The organism is uncultured Winogradskyella sp. (genome assembly GCF_947498345.1).
GTDB lineage: Bacteria > Bacteroidota > Bacteroidia > Flavobacteriales > Flavobacteriaceae > Winogradskyella.
The window spans coordinates 41,437-57,979 of sequence record NZ_CANMJY010000007.1; the positions used below are offsets into that span (position 1 = coordinate 41,437).

Annotated in this window: 17 protein-coding genes; all 17 read right to left on the reverse strand. The window is 31.9% G+C overall.

Translation table 11 applies throughout. From position 1 onward, the window contains the following. Positions 1-86 precede the first annotated feature (86 nt). A complete protein-coding gene (locus Q0912_RS10555) occupies positions 87-1,295 on the reverse strand; it encodes a glycosyltransferase family 4 protein (RefSeq protein WP_299114839.1) in 1,209 nt (402 codons plus the stop codon). Continuing rightward, positions 1,264-2,379, reverse strand: a complete 1,116-nt coding sequence (locus Q0912_RS10560) for a hypothetical protein (RefSeq protein WP_299114841.1) — start codon at positions 2,377-2,379, stop codon at positions 1,264-1,266. Before Q0912_RS10560 ends, Q0912_RS10555 begins: the two co-directional genes overlap by 32 nt. Positions 2,380-2,575: 196 nt before the next feature. Further along, on the reverse strand, positions 2,576-3,568 hold the full coding sequence (locus tag Q0912_RS10565) for a sulfotransferase (RefSeq protein WP_299114843.1): 993 nt from the start codon (positions 3,566-3,568) through the stop codon (positions 2,576-2,578). Positions 3,569-3,572: 4 nt separating this feature from the next. After that, a complete protein-coding gene (locus Q0912_RS10570) occupies positions 3,573-4,475 on the reverse strand; it encodes a sulfotransferase (RefSeq protein ID WP_299114845.1) in 903 nt (300 codons plus the stop codon). After that, positions 4,475-5,776, reverse strand: coding sequence for a flippase (locus Q0912_RS10575; RefSeq protein WP_299114847.1), 1,302 nt, complete (start codon positions 5,774-5,776; stop codon positions 4,475-4,477). Before Q0912_RS10575 ends, Q0912_RS10570 begins: the two co-directional genes overlap by 1 nt. Positions 5,777-5,816: 40 nt before the next feature. Further along, positions 5,817-6,326 (reverse strand): hypothetical protein, encoded by a 510-nt coding sequence (locus Q0912_RS10580; protein WP_299114849.1) that lies wholly within the window; start codon positions 6,324-6,326, stop codon positions 5,817-5,819. A gap of 15 nt (positions 6,327-6,341) precedes the next feature. Then, entirely contained in the window at positions 6,342-7,595 is a 1,254-nt protein-coding gene (cysN, locus tag Q0912_RS10585) for a sulfate adenylyltransferase subunit CysN (RefSeq protein WP_299114851.1), read from the reverse strand. Positions 7,596-7,607: 12 nt separating this feature from the next. Next, positions 7,608-8,513, reverse strand: a complete 906-nt coding sequence (gene cysD, locus Q0912_RS10590) for a sulfate adenylyltransferase subunit CysD (RefSeq protein WP_299114854.1) — start codon at positions 8,511-8,513, stop codon at positions 7,608-7,610. Continuing rightward, positions 8,506-9,108 carry an adenylyl-sulfate kinase gene (gene cysC / locus Q0912_RS10595; RefSeq protein WP_299114856.1) on the reverse strand — a complete coding sequence of 201 codons (603 nt, stop codon included), beginning with the start codon at positions 9,106-9,108 and terminating at the stop codon, positions 8,506-8,508. Before cysC ends, cysD begins: the two co-directional genes overlap by 8 nt. A gap of 1 nt (position 9,109) precedes the next feature. Beyond that, a complete protein-coding gene (locus Q0912_RS10600; protein WP_299114858.1) occupies positions 9,110-9,565 on the reverse strand; it encodes a DUF2061 domain-containing protein in 456 nt (151 codons plus the stop codon). A 6-nt stretch (positions 9,566-9,571) separates the two neighbouring features. Beyond that, positions 9,572-10,381: a 3'(2'),5'-bisphosphate nucleotidase CysQ gene (cysQ, locus tag Q0912_RS10605; RefSeq protein WP_299114860.1), complete on the reverse strand. Its 810-nt coding sequence runs from the start codon at positions 10,379-10,381 to the stop codon at positions 9,572-9,574. A gap of 104 nt (positions 10,382-10,485) precedes the next feature. Then, positions 10,486-11,352, reverse strand: a complete 867-nt coding sequence (rfbD, locus tag Q0912_RS10610; protein WP_299114862.1) for a dTDP-4-dehydrorhamnose reductase — start codon at positions 11,350-11,352, stop codon at positions 10,486-10,488. Beyond that, positions 11,349-11,894: a dTDP-4-dehydrorhamnose 3,5-epimerase gene (gene rfbC, locus Q0912_RS10615; protein WP_299114864.1), complete on the reverse strand. Its 546-nt coding sequence runs from the start codon at positions 11,892-11,894 to the stop codon at positions 11,349-11,351. The genes rfbD and rfbC overlap by 4 nt, the downstream gene beginning before the upstream one ends. 4 nt (positions 11,895-11,898) lie before the next feature. Further along, a complete protein-coding gene (rfbA, locus tag Q0912_RS10620; RefSeq protein ID WP_299114866.1) occupies positions 11,899-12,762 on the reverse strand; it encodes a glucose-1-phosphate thymidylyltransferase RfbA in 864 nt (287 codons plus the stop codon). Continuing rightward, positions 12,759-13,781 carry a dTDP-glucose 4,6-dehydratase gene (gene rfbB, locus Q0912_RS10625; RefSeq protein ID WP_299114869.1) on the reverse strand — a complete coding sequence of 341 codons (1,023 nt, stop codon included), beginning with the start codon at positions 13,779-13,781 and terminating at the stop codon, positions 12,759-12,761. The genes rfbA and rfbB overlap by 4 nt, the downstream gene beginning before the upstream one ends. Continuing rightward, positions 13,774-14,829: a DUF1097 domain-containing protein gene (locus tag Q0912_RS10630; protein ID WP_299114871.1), complete on the reverse strand. Its 1,056-nt coding sequence runs from the start codon at positions 14,827-14,829 to the stop codon at positions 13,774-13,776. Before Q0912_RS10630 ends, rfbB begins: the two co-directional genes overlap by 8 nt. A gap of 3 nt (positions 14,830-14,832) precedes the next feature. Further along, positions 14,833-16,524: a hypothetical protein gene (locus tag Q0912_RS10635; protein WP_299114872.1), complete on the reverse strand. Its 1,692-nt coding sequence runs from the start codon at positions 16,522-16,524 to the stop codon at positions 14,833-14,835. Between the last annotated feature and the right edge of the window lie 19 nt (positions 16,525-16,543).

Consider the following 16,543-nt stretch of genomic DNA (forward strand, 5'->3'; position numbering starts at 1 on the left):
AAAGAATGTAATACTAAGATAAAGAAACAAAAAAATTAGAGTTGTTTCATTATGGTTAATTTCTCTAAGTTTACTTTTTACAATCATTAACTTGTTGTCAGCTTATTATATACACTCATAATTTTATTCATGTGCACTTGTCTGGATAGATTGTCCTTAAAGTATTCATCAATGTTTTTTTTAAGGTGTTTTGTTGGCTTTTTGTCTATTTTAAGTAAATGTTTAAGTGCTGATTCCATATCGCTAAAATCTAGCAAATAACCTGTTTCTCCATTTTGAATCAAGTCCATAAAACCACTATGATTAGAGCCAATAACAGGAACACCTAGCGCAAAAGACTCTATTACTGTCATGGGGCAATTTTCAAAACCTTTTGAGGGTTGAATAACGTATTTTGCTTTTTTTACAATATTAAAAAGGTCTCTGCCATACTTTGGTCCCAAATATCTAATATTGTCATTGTCTTTGGTTTTATTGATAACACTCTCTTCAAGAGAACCTTTACCAATTATTAATAACTTAAGATTTGTTTTAACAAAATGATCTAAAAAATCTATGATGCCCTTTTCTTCAGAGATTCTTCCATAGTATAAATAAAATTCTTCTTTTTCAATATCTAGATCTAAATCTGTTTTTACTTCTGTAAAATTAGGAATTACAATTATTTTTTTGTCAATTCTTTCCCTTACCAAGTTCGCTAAAAATTCACTTGGTGAGATATAAACATCTACATATTTATCATAAAATCCTCTTTTATGATAAAAAGCACTCTCAAATGCGCCAACTGCACTTTTAAATAAAGAACCATCAAAACATTTATCTTTTATACAATTTACAAATGAGCCCTTAACGCATTTGGTGCAGGTCTGATCTCTTTGAAAATTATACAATCTGTGATACGGACATACCATTTGACTATCATGTATGGTTTGCACAACTTTTATTCCTCTTTTTTTTATTTCTGGAAGAATACTTGGTGTTAACTGAAAATTATAGTTGTGAATGTGTACTATATCTGGTTGGTATTTATCTAAAACTTTTGCTAATTTTTGTCTATTATCCTTTGAGTAAATGGTGTTAATAACAGAGGTCGCTTTGTTAAGTATACTTAGGTTTTTGTAATCTACATTTTTTGCTTCAAGACCTAAAAAATCATTAACTATGTTTTCAGAATCTTCCATACCCCAAAATTTAACCTCTACATTAAGTTCTTTAAGAGCTTTTGAAAGTTGAAACATATAGGTCTCTGCTCCACCTACAATTTTAAGATATTTGTTTATCTGTAGTATTTTCATTCTTATTCATTGTGGTGTTAATTATCAAGGCAAAATAAATAAACATTACTACTGCCCTTTGCTGTGTGAAGATGGCGTCTGTTGTACTATCAATTAATAATAGCATTAATCCTAACACTATACTTATGAAACGGAAGTATTTTGTTCTATTTGTTGTAAATTTTATATGTCCCATAAATAATGAAAAGTAATTATAGATTACTAATAACATGCCCATTAGCCCAAAATATCCAAACTGACCCAATACCATTGGCCAATATTGGTCTGAAACAAATTTCCAATGCGTTCTTTTTATACCATAAACGTTACTTATTCCGTAAAGGTCATAAACCCATGAATAGTATAAGCCCGAATAATACGAGGCATAAGTACCGAACCCTGTTCCGATAGGAAAATAGTCATTCCCAATTATAAAGCTATAATATAAAATAACAGCTCTAGACCACGCTGTATTATCTAATTTCGTAAAAGTAAAATACATCGCTAACCAATCCCAAAAGAACCACGCTAATATCAGTCCAAGGCTTACGGTAAATGCTAAAAAATAAAATTTTGATATTTTGAACAGTTTTTTTCCATAAAAGATTATCAAAATTGTCACTACAACAAACCCTAAGTATTTTACCCTTAAGGATAGCATTCCTGCTAGAAGAACGAAAAGAAGAAAGCCCTTTTTTTTGTTAAAATGACTAGGTAAAAGCACTAAAAAAATAAAAGAAAAAGTAAAAGCGTATCTAGATGTATGCTGAAAAAACAACTCAATTGATCTCAAGCCAAACCTATATTCTCTTGGGTATATTTTAAAAATAAAGTCTGCTATAATAAATAAAAGTAATAGTAAAAAAATACGCTCTGAGTACTTTGAAAGACTCAATAAAACATTTTCTGAGTTGTAAACGTTAGATAAAAGCCTCACCGCAAAATATGCTACAAACGCTTTAAAAAAAACAATACTATCTGCAAAGATTGCAACAGAAGGAGTTAAGTTGTTATTAAAATAAGAGGTGAAATTGGAAACCAGACCAATAAACAGTACTGAAGTAAGAAAGAAAACAATATAGTATTCTTTTCGGTATAATTTCACCTTCTTTTTTAAAAAAATAAAATATATGATTATGAAAAAAGATATTAATGCAATAAGCTCATCAAAAAAACCTAGGTACTTAACAAAAACATCATATAAAAAAACCAGCAACAATACACTAAGCAACAAGTTTTTTTCAATGATTTTAGATAAACTAACCTTTAATTTCATCAATGTTGTTTAGTGTTTATAATTTTTAATATATGCTTTTTTCTTCTGGTAACTGACCTACTTTTGTTTTGGTAGATTCCCCTTTGTATAGTGCCCTTCTATATGCAAGGCGTACTTTAATTAGCTGTAATGTTCTTTTTGGTAGCCCTAATAACAAATCCCAAAACATCTCAAACCAATTTTTAAGTTTAATTTTCTCAGACACATCATAGCCATACTTTTTTAAATATCTGCCTGAAATAATTTGATATATTCTCTTCTCCTTGCTTGTTAAAAGTCTTTCCCATTTTTTAATATTAGAATTGTCAATGGCCTTAAAAATTAAATCTGAATGGTGTTTGCCAATATATTTATTACTTGTTTGGTGGAATCTCAACATTTTATCTTCAAAACCTACATTAATAAATTTACAAATAGATTCTAATGTTTGTTTAGGGTTATTTAATAAGTCTTCATAACGTATGAGAAGTAAATTTTCTTTAGGTATATTTTGCATTGATTTTTCCACCAAATAGGTTTTTAGCCCCCAATCTAAAGCCATAACAGATGGGTTAGACATACTCTGATCCATTTTTCTCCAGCTATTGAAAACATCTCTTCCGTCTCTTACAATGTGAATAAACTTAGCTTTTGGAAACATTTGAAATATTAATTCCATTTTGCTAAAAAACAAACTTTTATCTCCCCAAATAGATTTACTCTCGTGAGAAGCATAAGAAGAGTACATAATTTCCATAACCTCTTTTATGGTTACTTGACTTTTATTCTCAATTTCTTGTAATAAAGGTTCTCTGTCAAAATTCCATAATTTAAATTGCTCGTTCTTTCTCAGGTAATTAACCATCTTTTCAAGCTTTTCTCCACAAATAGGGTCTTTTATCCACTTTTTTTTTAGTAGTGGTTTTAAAAAGCTTGCTTCCTCTGGTACGGCTATTTCAGAATGTGAGTTTAATAGCAATCTTAATAGTGTTGTTCCTGAGCGCTGAACGCCAACAATAAAAAAGGGAGAAGTCTTCATGGTCCTACAATTTATTTTTTTTCCATTGTTTTAAATTAACACCCAATAGCCTTTCTAATAATTCAATATCTTCTATAAACCTAACTCTTAATAGTTCTCGTTCTTCTACAAAATCATCTAAATCGTTTTGTACTTCCTCAACAGTATTCCATTCTTTAAAAGCCAGCTTTATTTGAGTTCTCTTAGAAAGAGGTATAAAATAGTTAACAAAATTGTCAACAATAAATTTTCTGATTTTTCCTTTTCCAAAAACAATACTTTGTAATGTCTGATATCTAGATTTACCTGTTTTGTTATGTATAGTAAAATCAGGTGTAAAATTAGGTTCTACATTAAGAAATTTATACGCTTCTTTTATTACTTTATTTGGACTGTTTTTAATATCGTCATAAAAAACAACTAAAACTTGGGATTCATCAAATTTATTATAAATGTATGACAGTTGTTTTCCATATAATCCATGAGAGTAATATGTAAGGTTAGATATGGTGGCCAGGTCTCCTTTAAGCCTTTCATCTTCTTTAATAAGAGCCTCGCTAAATTTTAGGGGCTCTAAGTTTAATTTTCTAAAAAACTTATATGCAGATACTGCTCTGTCGACAGGGTTTCTTATTGACAATATCAATTTAGCTTTAGGGTTAAAATTAAAAATTCTATCAATTGCTTTTTCAAAAAACATATACTGAACTGAACCTTGCATTATAATTTTTTGATCTGAGTAACCTTCATTAAGATATGTCTTATACAAGGATTCTATACCTTTTTCGTAATATTCTTGTTTTATGAAAAAGGGATGGTCTTTTAATGATCCTGGCCCACATATATCTGGATGTTGGGCTATCCAATTATACAGTGATGTAGTTGCGGATTTTTGAGACCCTACAATAAATGTGTTTGGTTTAATCATTACTTAATGATTTTAAAATAACTAATGATTTTCAGCTTTCTTTTAAGGTAAATCGCCCCAGTTATATTCCAAAACGAAATACTAAATACCGTCGCTAGCGCAGCGCCCATAGTACCATATCGAGGTGTTAAAATAAAGTTTAAAACTATGTTTAGCATCAAAGCAATTAAAACAATATTTTGATACACTTTTTGTCGTCCTGTCATTTGTAAAATAATTCCAACAGATCCCGAGAGAGAATTAATAAATTGACCTATGCACAAAACTAATAAAACTGTATCGCCAGATAAAAATTCGTTGCCAAATACCCCCAAAATAAATTTACGAAAATAAACTATCACAATTATTATTATTAGAGTAATGAAAAAATTAAGTTTTGTTGAGAATTGTATCATTTTTTGATAGCCGTTAACATCTCCTTTCTGATAACTTTTGGCGATTTTGGGTGCTAAGATTGAGTTTAATGCATGTAATGAAAAACTTGTTAGGGCAGCTATTTTTAATGCAATTGTATATACTCCTATCTCTTTATCCGATTCATAGATGCCAAGAATAAAAGTATCAGCCCAACCTAAGAATACTAATATTGTTCCAGAAATCATCATTGGATAGGATTCTTTAATAAAATCTAAAACTTTGCCTCCATAAGTTGATTTATGTGTGTTAAGAGATTTTTTTACTTTTACCACTGCAATGATAGCCAGAGTAAAAACACCTATAAAATGTGATATAATGGGTGTTGTTTTATCTTCTAAAAAGATAATCAATATACTAAATACAAGTAACGACAAAATAAATCGCCCTGGGTTTTCTAAAAAGGCATACCAGATGTTCTTTTTTTGCCCCCTAAATAAGCCACCGCAGATTAAAATGATAGACCAAAAAGGTATAGATATAACAACCCAGAAAAGGTAAGGTTCTAGCTGTGGTTTATTAAATATTCTATAAATGAACAAGTCTCTAAACAAATAAAGACAGAGAGCTAAAAAAGTGGATAAAGAGAAAGATAATAGCAATAATTTATAGAAAAGGCTTTTATCAAAACTTGTTTTTTTTAGTGTATAATACCTAACAATATTGATGTCAATTCCTAATCTTCCTAGTATACTAATACATAGTAAAAATGTAAAGCTCAATGCAACAAGACCATTTACCGAAGCACCATAATTTTTAGCAATCAAATACATGAACAGATAACCAGCAAATAGACCTCCTATCCTAAATAATAAAAAATAAAATCCTTTAGTAAGGATTTCTTCTAGATCTTTATCACTAAAAATGTTTTTTATTTTGTTTATCACTAAAAAGTAAGTTAAATTACTAATTGAGTTGTTAATTAGTTTATTGTTTTAAAAACTTTATTGCTGAGGGTTTTAAAGCTATCTGTGGGTTGGAAATTTCACCTTTAGTTTTAACAACTATAATAAAATCTGTATTAACAAATTCAGCGAACTTGTTCAATCTTAAATATTTATTGAAATTTTCGTTGTCTATAATAAGTTTATTTTTTCCATAATTTATTTCTATACTATTAAAGGTGACTTCCTTTAATTTTTTACCAAGGTTAATTATTATATTATTTGAAAAATTATTTGGCCCAAAATTCGCAGTCATACTTTCAAAATTCGAAGTTATAGGTATAGTTTCTCTAACAACAATGTTTTTTTTCTGAAACTCATCAACCTCTATATTGTTTGTCATTATTTTGAAAACATCTTCAACATCTGTTTTAAAAAAAATTTTTATTATGAGCTCTTTTGACTCACTTGCATTTGTTGTTGCTTTAGAGTCTTTTCCTTTCTGGCACGAAAAAAGGAGAATAATTGCTGTAAATAAAATAAAATTTCTCACGACACTATAGCTGTTTTATACAATCATCCCAGCGGCCACTGTTTCATTGGTGGTGTCGTCAATTAAGATTATACTACCCGTAGTTCTATTTTCTCTATAATCGTCAACCATTAGTGGTTTTGTTGTTCTAATCTTAACCTTAGAAATGTCGTTCATTTTTAATTCCTTATCCTCACTATTTCTTTCTAAAGTATTAATATCAAATTTATATACAATTTCTTTTATCATTGCTTTTTGCTCATTTGATGTGTGTCTGATACTGTATTTAGCTCTTGGTTTGGCAGCATTATTATGTAGCCAACATAACATAACTTCTATATCTTGAGAGGCCTCAGGTTTATTATTAGATTTTACAATCATATCACCTCTACTGATATCTATATCGTCCTCTAGAGTAATAGAAACAGACATAGGTGCATATGCTTCTTTAAGTGATTTATCTAAAGTGTCTATCGTCTTAATCTTTGAGGTAAAGCCAGATGGCAATACCGTTACCTCATCCCCTAATCTAAAAATACCGCTCGCCATTCTACCTGCATAACCACGGTAATCTCTATGGTTTTCACTTTGCGGTCTCAATACGGTTTGTACCGGAAACCTTGCGTCAACTTTATTGATGTCACTACTTATATGCATGGTTTCTAAAGTATGTAATAAAGGTGCCCCTTGGTACCAGTCCATATTTGTGGATCTATTAACAACATTATCACCATTTAAAGCACTGATTGGTATAAAACGAATGTCATTTACTAATAGCTTTGAAGAAAATTCTTCAAATTGATTTATAACATCATTATAGGTCTCTTCAGAGTAATCAACCAAATCCATCTTATTAATACATACGATAACATGAGGTATTTGTAGTAATGAGGCAATAAAGGAATGTCTTTTTGTTTGCTCAATAACACCATGCCTGGCATCAACCAAAATAATAGCGGCATTAGCCGTAGATGCTCCTGTTACCATATTTCTTGTATACTGTATATGACCTGGTGTATCAGCTATTATAAACTTTCGTTTAGGTGTTGTAAAATACCTATATGCTACATCTATAGTTATGCCTTGCTCCCTCTCGTCCCTAAGACCATCCGTAAACAGTGCTAAATCTACTCCTTCATGACCTTTCTTTTTGCTTGTATTTTCTATGGCTTGAAGCTGGTCTTCGAATATAGATTTTGAATCATAAAGTAAACGTCCTATTAAGGTACTCTTTCCATCATCTACACTTCCTGCTGTCGTAAAACGTAATAATTGATTGTTGTCTAGCATCTTATTTTTCTTTTAAAAATATCCTTGGCGTTTTCTGTCTTCCATTGCAGACTCTGAACGTTTATCATCACTTCTGTTTCCGCGTTCTGTCTGTCTCATACCAGATACTTCATCTGCAATTTTTTCTAAAGTATCAGCGTCTGATTCAATACCTCCTGTAATTGTAATATCTCCTAAAGTTCTAAAGCGAATCTTCTTAGTTACTATTTCCTCGTGGTCTTCTAAGACTAAAAACTCGGAATTAGGTATCCAACTATCTTGTCTCCAAACGACTTCACGTTCGTGAGCAAAGTATAAAGATGGTATTGCTATGTTTTCTCTTTTTATATAATTCCATACATCCATTTCCGTCCAATTACTAATAGGAAAAGCTCTAAAATGTTCTCCTTCAAAATGTTTTCCATTAAAGATATTCCAAAGTTCTGGTCTCTGGTTTTTTGGATCCCATTGCCCAAAATCATCTCTATGAGAAAAAAACCGTTCTTTTGCCCTTGCTTTTTCTTCGTCTCGTCTCCCTCCTCCTATTGCGCAATCAATTTTATTAGATTCAATGGCGTCTAGAAGTGTTGTGATTTGAAGTGCGTTTCTAGTGGCATTTTTGCCTTTTTCTTCAGCAACCCTGCCTTCATCTATAGATTCCTGTACAGAACCTACAATAAGCTCTACACCTAATTCTTTAATTATATTGTCTCTAAACTGAATGGTTTCCGGAAAATTATGACCAGTATCAACATGCATTAAAGGAAAAGGAATCTTTGCTGGGTGAAATGCTTTTTTCGCCAAATGAGTAACCAAAATAGAGTCTTTCCCTCCTGAAAATAGTATTACCGGATTGTCAAATTGTGCCCAAACTTCTCGCAAGACATAAATAGCCTCGCTCTCTAATTCGTCTAAATAATTTAAAAAATATCTACTCATTTTTGAGTTCTAATTTTGGTGTTATATAATCTACAATTCTTTGTACAGAATCTTCAATTGATTCGTTTTCGGTTTTAATCTCAATATCTGGTGTTTCTGGTGCTTCATAAGGAGCTGAAATACCTGTCATGTTTTTTATTTCTCCTGCTCTGGCTTTTTTGTATAAACCCTTTACGTCTCTACGCTCACATTCTTCAACACTTGTATTGATATAAATTTCGACAAAGTTAACATCTTTAACGATAGTTCTAATATTCTCTCTGTCTTTTTTGTATGGTGATACAAATGCAGCTAAAACCACTAAACCAGCATCTATCATAAGATTGGAAACCTCTGCAATGCGTCTTATGTTTTCTTTCCTGTCTTCTGGGGAAAATGAAAGATCATTATTTATTCCTTTTCTGATGTTGTCTCCGTCTAGAGTGTAGGTTTTTATGCCTTTTTTAAATAAACTTCGTTCAACAAGATTAGCGATTGTTGATTTACCTGAGCCTGAAAGCCCTGTGAACCATATTAAAAATGAGTTGTGCTCGTTAGAAGTGGCTCTATCTGCCTTTGAGACATGATAATTGTGGGGAATAATATGTTTGGACATTTTACTTTTTTTTACCGAAAAAAAATTGCCTAATCTTACCTAAAGGCAGTTTTAGCCAAAGTCTTTCGTGTAGGTAATATAACACGAATTTCGTAAATAATTCTGTAATAGCAATATATAATGCTATTTCATTAAACGCTTCTAAAATAGCACCAGATATTACAAATGTCATTGTTGTTGCAATAATGCGCCATGATATTGTTTTTTGAAGCGTTTGTTTTTTTGTGACTTCCTTGTTTATAAGTAGCCTTTGCCAAAGTCTTTCATGTATATAATAGATTAAAAACTTAAGGAAGAATTCTATTGAACCTATTTTAATAGCATCTTCTATGCTGCAATGACCACTTAAACAAGTGATTAATAACACAACAAAAATTGTGTCTGAAGTTGCAACAATACGCCACGACATACCTTTTATAAGGCTTCTAAGATGGGATTCTGTTTTGTATATAGCCATAGTAGTTTAGCGTTTAGAAACTATGAACCATGGGTTGAGTAAGTTTTCCTTATTGTATAAAAGTGGTTCTTTTGTGTCTTCTGCTATAACATCTATACCGACAGCATTACAAATGGCATGTCCCGCAGCAGTATCCCATTCCATTGTAGGAGCAAATCTAGGATAGACATCAGCATTCCCTTCTGCGACTAAACAAAATTTTAAAGAACTCCCTTTTGAAACAATGCTTACTGCTTTTCCTGTTTTTTTAAGGCTTTCAACAAAATCTAAAGTTTCCTGGCTCATGTGAGATCGACTACCCACAACCTCAACAGTACCAGATTGTTTTTTGGGTTTAAGAGACTTAGAAGCGTTGATCACATCTTCCATTTTTGCGTTGTGAAATGGTAGCTCTGCTGAAAAAGCCTGTTTCTTTATTACATCAGCAAAATATAAGCGTTTTATTGCTGGCACATAGATTACGCCAAGTTGTGGTACTCCGTTTTTGACTAGAGCGATATTAACTGTAAACTCACCATTGCGTTTAATGAATTCTTTTGTTCCATCTACTGGATCAACTATCCAGCAGGTGTTCCAGTTTTTTCGTCTTGAAAAATCAATCTGCTTATTTTCTTCGCTAATTATTGGTATTGGTGTTTCTTTTAAAAACGAATTGATAATTTCATTAGCCTTTCTATCAGCTTTCGTTAATGGCGATTTATCATCTTTTAGTTCTACACTAAAAGGAGTTTCATAAACATCCATTATAGCTTCACCTGCTTTTAGTGATGCTTCTACAGCGATTACTAAATTTTTATCTATTTCTACACCTGTCATAAGTTTGTTTTGTTCTGGTTTTTATAATATTATGTCTTTGCTTACAATTTATATTATTACAGATTGGCAAATGTAAGCCTTTTAAAATTCTGTATTTTAAAAAATTAAATTATTGAGTAGTTGTCATTTTTTATTATTTCAACAATAGTTTTAACGCTATGTTGCCATTTATTTAATTCTTTATAAACCCTTTCTGTATTATTAACATCTAGCACACTATATTTAGGCCTATTTGCTAATGTTACAAAGTTATTCGTTGAAGAAATAATGTTTGTTTTTTCTGCACAATAATGTTGTACAATTTCTTTAGCAAAGCCATACCAAGATGTATTTCCTCTGGCAGAAAAATTATAAACCCCATATGAAATTGAATTGTTTATTATAAATTTTATAAACTCGGAAAGGTCTAAACAACTTGTTGGTGTGCCTTGTTGTTTGGTTGTTATACTTATTGGCTTATTGTCTACTACGCTGTTAATAATGGTTTTTAGGAAATTTTTGCCGTAAATGGAATATAGCCAAGACGTACGGATAATATAATATTGTTTTAGTGTTTCTTTGATGTAAAACTCTCCTTTTAATTTAGACTTTCCATATTGATTTATTGGGTTGGGTTTATCACTGGTTTTATAAGGGTTCTTTTTTTTTCCATCGAAAACGTAATCAGTTGAAATATGAATTAATTTCACATCGTAGAGAGCACAAACTTCTGCTATGTTTTTTACGCCTTTGGCATTAATTAAAAAAGCTTCATCCTCTTTCTTTTCTGCGCCTTCAACATTTGTATAGGCAGCACAATTAACGCAAAAATCGAAATTTTGTTCATTAAATACTCGTTCCAGTATGCTTTTGTCGGTTATATCAACATCCTTTTTTGAACAAAACACATATTCATTAGGTTCTTTCTTTATTATAGACTTTAATGTTTTTCCTAATTGACCATTTGAGCCAAAGACTACAATTCGTTTCATAATTGAGTGTTTTTAAGCTTTGGCAATTTTAAGTCTTTGCTTGAAATTATAAGTTGGTCTATAGGAAAATTCCAATTGATATTTAAATCTGGGTCGTCAAAAATTATTCCTGCTTCTGCTTCCTTTTTGTAGAAATTATCACACTTATAACTAAAAATGGTTTCATCCTCTAATGCTAAGTATCCATGAGCAAAGCCTCTTGGTATATAGAATTGAAGTTTGTTTTCTTCAGAAATCTTAACCATTTCGTATTCTCCAAAGGTTGATGAATTACGCCTTAAGTCAACAGCCACATCTAAAACACTGCCTTTTATAACACGTACTAATTTTGCCTGGGCAAATTCGCCTCTTTGATAATGAAGCCCCCTAAGCACTCCTTTTGACGATTTCGCTTCATTATCCTGAACAAAATTAGCATCTAAGCCTGTGATATTTCTAAAGGTTTCTCTATTGAAACTCTCGATAAAATACCCTCTTTTGTCTTCAAAGATTTTAGGCTTTAATAAATAACAGCCTTTTAATTTTGTTTTTTTTACAATCATATATTTACTCAGAAAGCAAGCCTTGTAAATGCTTACCGTAACCACTCTTAATTAAGGGTTTTATAGCTTGTTTAAACTGTGTTTTATTTATGTAGCCCATTTTATATGCAGCCTCTTCAATTGCTCCTATTTTTAGACCTTGACGTTCTTCTATAACCTGAACAAATTGTGAGGCTTGCATTAAAGATTTAAATGTGCCTGTATCTAGCCATGCTGTACCTTTATCTAGCACGCTAACTTTTAGTTTGTTTTGATCTAGATATGTTTTGTTTATGTCTGTAATTTCTAATTCACCTCTTTTGCTGGGTTTAATGCTTTTGGCTATTTCCACTACTGTGTTATCATAAAAATAAATCCCCGGAACAGCGTAATTAGATTTTGGGATCTTAGGTTTTTCTTCAATAGAAACTACTGTTCCATTTTTATCAAACTCAACGACTCCATAACGCTCTGGGTCGTGTACATGATAAGCATAAATAACTCCTCCATTAGGATCGTTGTTTTGCTGTAACAAATCAGCTAACCCTGTTCCATAAAATATATTATCTCCTAGTATTAGAGCGACTTTATCTTTATCAATAAAGTCTTCCCCTATAATGAAAGCTTCAGCTAAACCGTTTGGTGCTTCTTGAACTGCATATTGAAAATCGCACCCATATCGTTTACCGTCACCAAGCAATTTTTTAAACAATGGTAAATCTTCTGGAGTGGAAATTATAAGGATTTCTCTTATCCCAGACCACATAAGTGTCGATATAGGGTAATAAATCATCGGCTTATCATAAATGGGCATCAGCTGTTTGCTAACTGCTAATGTGAGTGGGTGTAATCTTGTGCCAGAACCTCCTGCTAAAACAATACCTTTCATTCCTGTTCGTATTTATTTAAATACCATTTAATAGTTTTTACAATTCCTGTTTCAAAATTCTCTTCGGCTTTCCACCTAAGCTCATTCTCTATTTTAGATGCGTCAATGGCATATCTAAAGTCATGACCTGGCCTATCTTTAACAAATGTTATTTGCTGAGAATAGGATTTGTCTTTCGGTCTAAGCACATCTAGAATGTTACAAATTTTATTAGCAATATATAAATTATCTCTTTCGTTTTTTCCACCTATATTATATGTTTCCCCTTGTTTTCCTTTCTGAAATACTAAATCTAAGCCCTTACAGTGATCTTCTACATATAACCAGTCTCTAATGTTTTTTCCGTCTCCATAAATAGGAATGCTTTCCCCGGTAATGGCTTTTCTAATAACTGTAGGGATTAGTTTTTCATCGTGTTGGTGAGGACCATAATTATTGCTGCAATTTGTAGTGACAATATTCATTCCGTATGTGTGAAAATAACTTCTTACTATAAAGTCTGAAGCTGCTTTTGATGCGCTATATGGGCTATTAGGTGCATAAGGTGTTTTCTCTGTAAATAAACCCGTTTTTCCCAACGTGCCATAAACCTCATCCGTAGAAATATGGTGAAACCGATTTTGCTCGCAACCTTTTTTACATACAAACGGATTTTCCATCCAATGGTTTTTGGCAACATTAAGTAAATTAAATGTGCCATAGACATTGGTGTTTATAAAAGCATCTGGTGCTTTAATTGAATTGTCAACATGAGATTCAGCAGCAAAATGGATAACTGCAGAAAAATTATACTCCTGAAAAAGTGAATGAACTAAATCTGAATTACAGATATCCCCTTTTACAAAAGTGTGGTTTGTATTACCTTCTAAGCTCTTTAAATTAGAAAGCTCACCCGCGTAGGTAAGCTTATCTAAATTAACAATTTTAATGTTATTATGTTTTTCTAAAAAGTATGATATGAAATTTGAGCCTATAAACCCAGCTCCGCCAGTAACCAATATGTTTTGGCTTTTATTCATATTCTTTAATAAACTTAAACACCTTAAACAAGGCATACGCCAAAATCATAATCAGCAAAGATATAGCGGGAAACAATAAGGAATGTTTGTTAAACAGATCCGTTTCTTTAGAACCAACCTCTTCAAAGCCAGAGAGTATATCGAAAAAATCACCTTGCTCTATTTCTTCTTCTTCTATAGCTCTTAATGCTTTTCTAATCTTTAACTCTTCCTGAAATAATTCATATTCTTTAGTTGTAGTCTTTTCTATGGTTATTGGTATTAGACCACCTACTCCTATTGAGGCCTCTCCTTTTTCTGATTCGTTCTTCTTAATATCAATATAGATTTCTTGTAGACTCTCAACTCTTTTTAGTTCTGCCAAATAGTTATCCTTTTTTACAAGGCGAGTAGAGTCCATTCTTCTTTTAACTTTTCTACTATATTCATTCTCAAAAGTTTTAATGAAACCGTTTTCAAGACTTGGAAAAATATCGTTCCTTGTGGCTTTAGCTTTAATAGAAAAGACATTACCTGCCAAAACGTCTCTATTCTCAATAAAATCCTCATAAGTTAAATCAACGGCTAATGTGCTGTCAATTGATTTAATATAAGCATCATATTGTTGCAACAAATCATTTGGGGTTTCTGGCCCTATTTCAATTTCAAAACCCAACATTTGCGAAGCAGAGGAATCACTATCAATATTAAAAATTTCTGCCAACTCTTGGTGGTTTTCAGATGCTATTAATGCGTTAAAGTAATCTATGTTGTTTGCTAGCTGATACTTAGAGTCGTAATAAGGTCGTACAAGCATATCAGATGTATAAACAGGCTTGCTGAGTTTTTCTGAGATATAACCAAGAAGTGCGGCTAACATTAAAACAATAGCTACCCATTTAAAATTATTAACAAATGGTTTTAATGCAAAAATTAAAGCTGAAAAAAGACCTTTTAAAACTTTACTTATAAAGTTGAAAAGCTTCTCAAACAATTTACCTATCGCATTAAACAATTGCCCTAAATCTACCTCTTCACTTTGTGGTTCTTGTGGTAACTTATCACTCATTTTCTATGAATTAAATATTTGTTCTAATATCTTTTTTGTTATTACGTATGTCGGCTTAACACCAGAGGTTCCTAACCCACCAGATGCTAATGTGCTTCCTGTTTCTAATGGGTTATCACTTGCATAATAAGCATATCTTACTTTTACATCTTCATTAATACTACCTCGTACTTTTGATGCAGCCTGAATTGCTTTTTGATAATGCGCACCTTCCATCTCTAATCCGATGACATTCCATGTGGAATTTTTAAAGAACTTTAAAATCTCCTTGTTTTGAAGAGATGTGCCTAAAACGGTTACCATAGTGCCCTCAAAAACATCAACTCCGCAATCTAACAAATCGTTTTTACTTAACTCGTTATTAAATGGATAATTATCGGCTGTGCCTTCAAAAATATGTGCTGAAGGAATCATAACGTCTCCTTTACCTCCTTCTAAAATGCCTGCTTTTCCCATTATTGAAATAGACCTCACGTCTAAATGCACCTTTTTTCCATCAGCTTTAATTGGTTTTAAAAACTCATCTAAGGTTTCATAAGCTTGTTCACCAAAAGCATAGTCCATAACAAAAACAACTGCTTTTTCCTCCTTAAGAGGTGTGTCATAATCAAAGTCTGTTTTAGAAAAATCTATCTTATCAGTGTCAAAAATCTGAACGTCTATGTTGGTCCCAGAAGTATCTTTTATATATAGCATTCCGTTTTGCAACGCTGATTTTTCTACTTTATTGCGTAGTGCTGCATTTTTTGAATTACTAAGTGTTTCATATACCTCAAAAATATCTTTTTTAGCTTCAGCGCCTTTTAATGTTCCTTTTGCGAAAATAGAATTCATCACACTATGCATATTGGCACTTATAATATGAATTGGGCGCTCTAATAATCCATTTTTATGCAAAACATTTTTTATGTTATCTGCCCATATTTCACCGTGAATATGATGGCCTAAACGTTCTCTTAAAACTGGGCTAAATGTTATTGTTCTTTTATTTCCGTTCACAACTTCTTCAATAGCCAACTTACCTAACCAATAAACGATATGGAGTAATCGTTCTGGTTGATCTTCAGTTGCAAACTTTGGATGAGCCTCAGTCAATTCATTAAAGGTTCTACCAAGAATATTAGCTGTATGAGTGATGGCAATTTCACGTTCCTTTTGAGTGAGTTTTTTGGTAGATGTTACTGCATCCTCCAACTTTTGCCAATCTCTTACTGTTGCGCCTTCTTCATTAATAATTATACGCTTACTTATTTTATGAGATTCTACAAATAGAAAAGTAAGGTGTGTTAAAATATCGTAAATTTCAGATCGTCCTCTGGTTATCTCAATATTCATTTGTTCATCATCAATACGATAACAATTACGTCTTCGCTTTGGCGGAATTATAGGTTTAAAATGTGAATTCGCATACCCTTCATCACTTGTAAGGTTAATAAAAGTGCACTCTTCAATACCTTGTGGTAAACGATCAATGACATAAAGCAAGCCTTCGATTTCTGCTTTTTCCTCAGCAATTGAGCCATAAATTTCGGGTCTTAGTAACAGTAGTGCCTCACGAAGCGTTTCGCCAGAAACTCCCATGGGTTTATAGAACCCACGGTTAAAGAGGTGACGCATTGTTATATACATGCGCTCAATAGCATTTGAGCTTTCTTGTGCTCGAGTTCTTTTATGTCTTCTCTTAGTTGTACTCATACGTTATTTTAACCTGCAA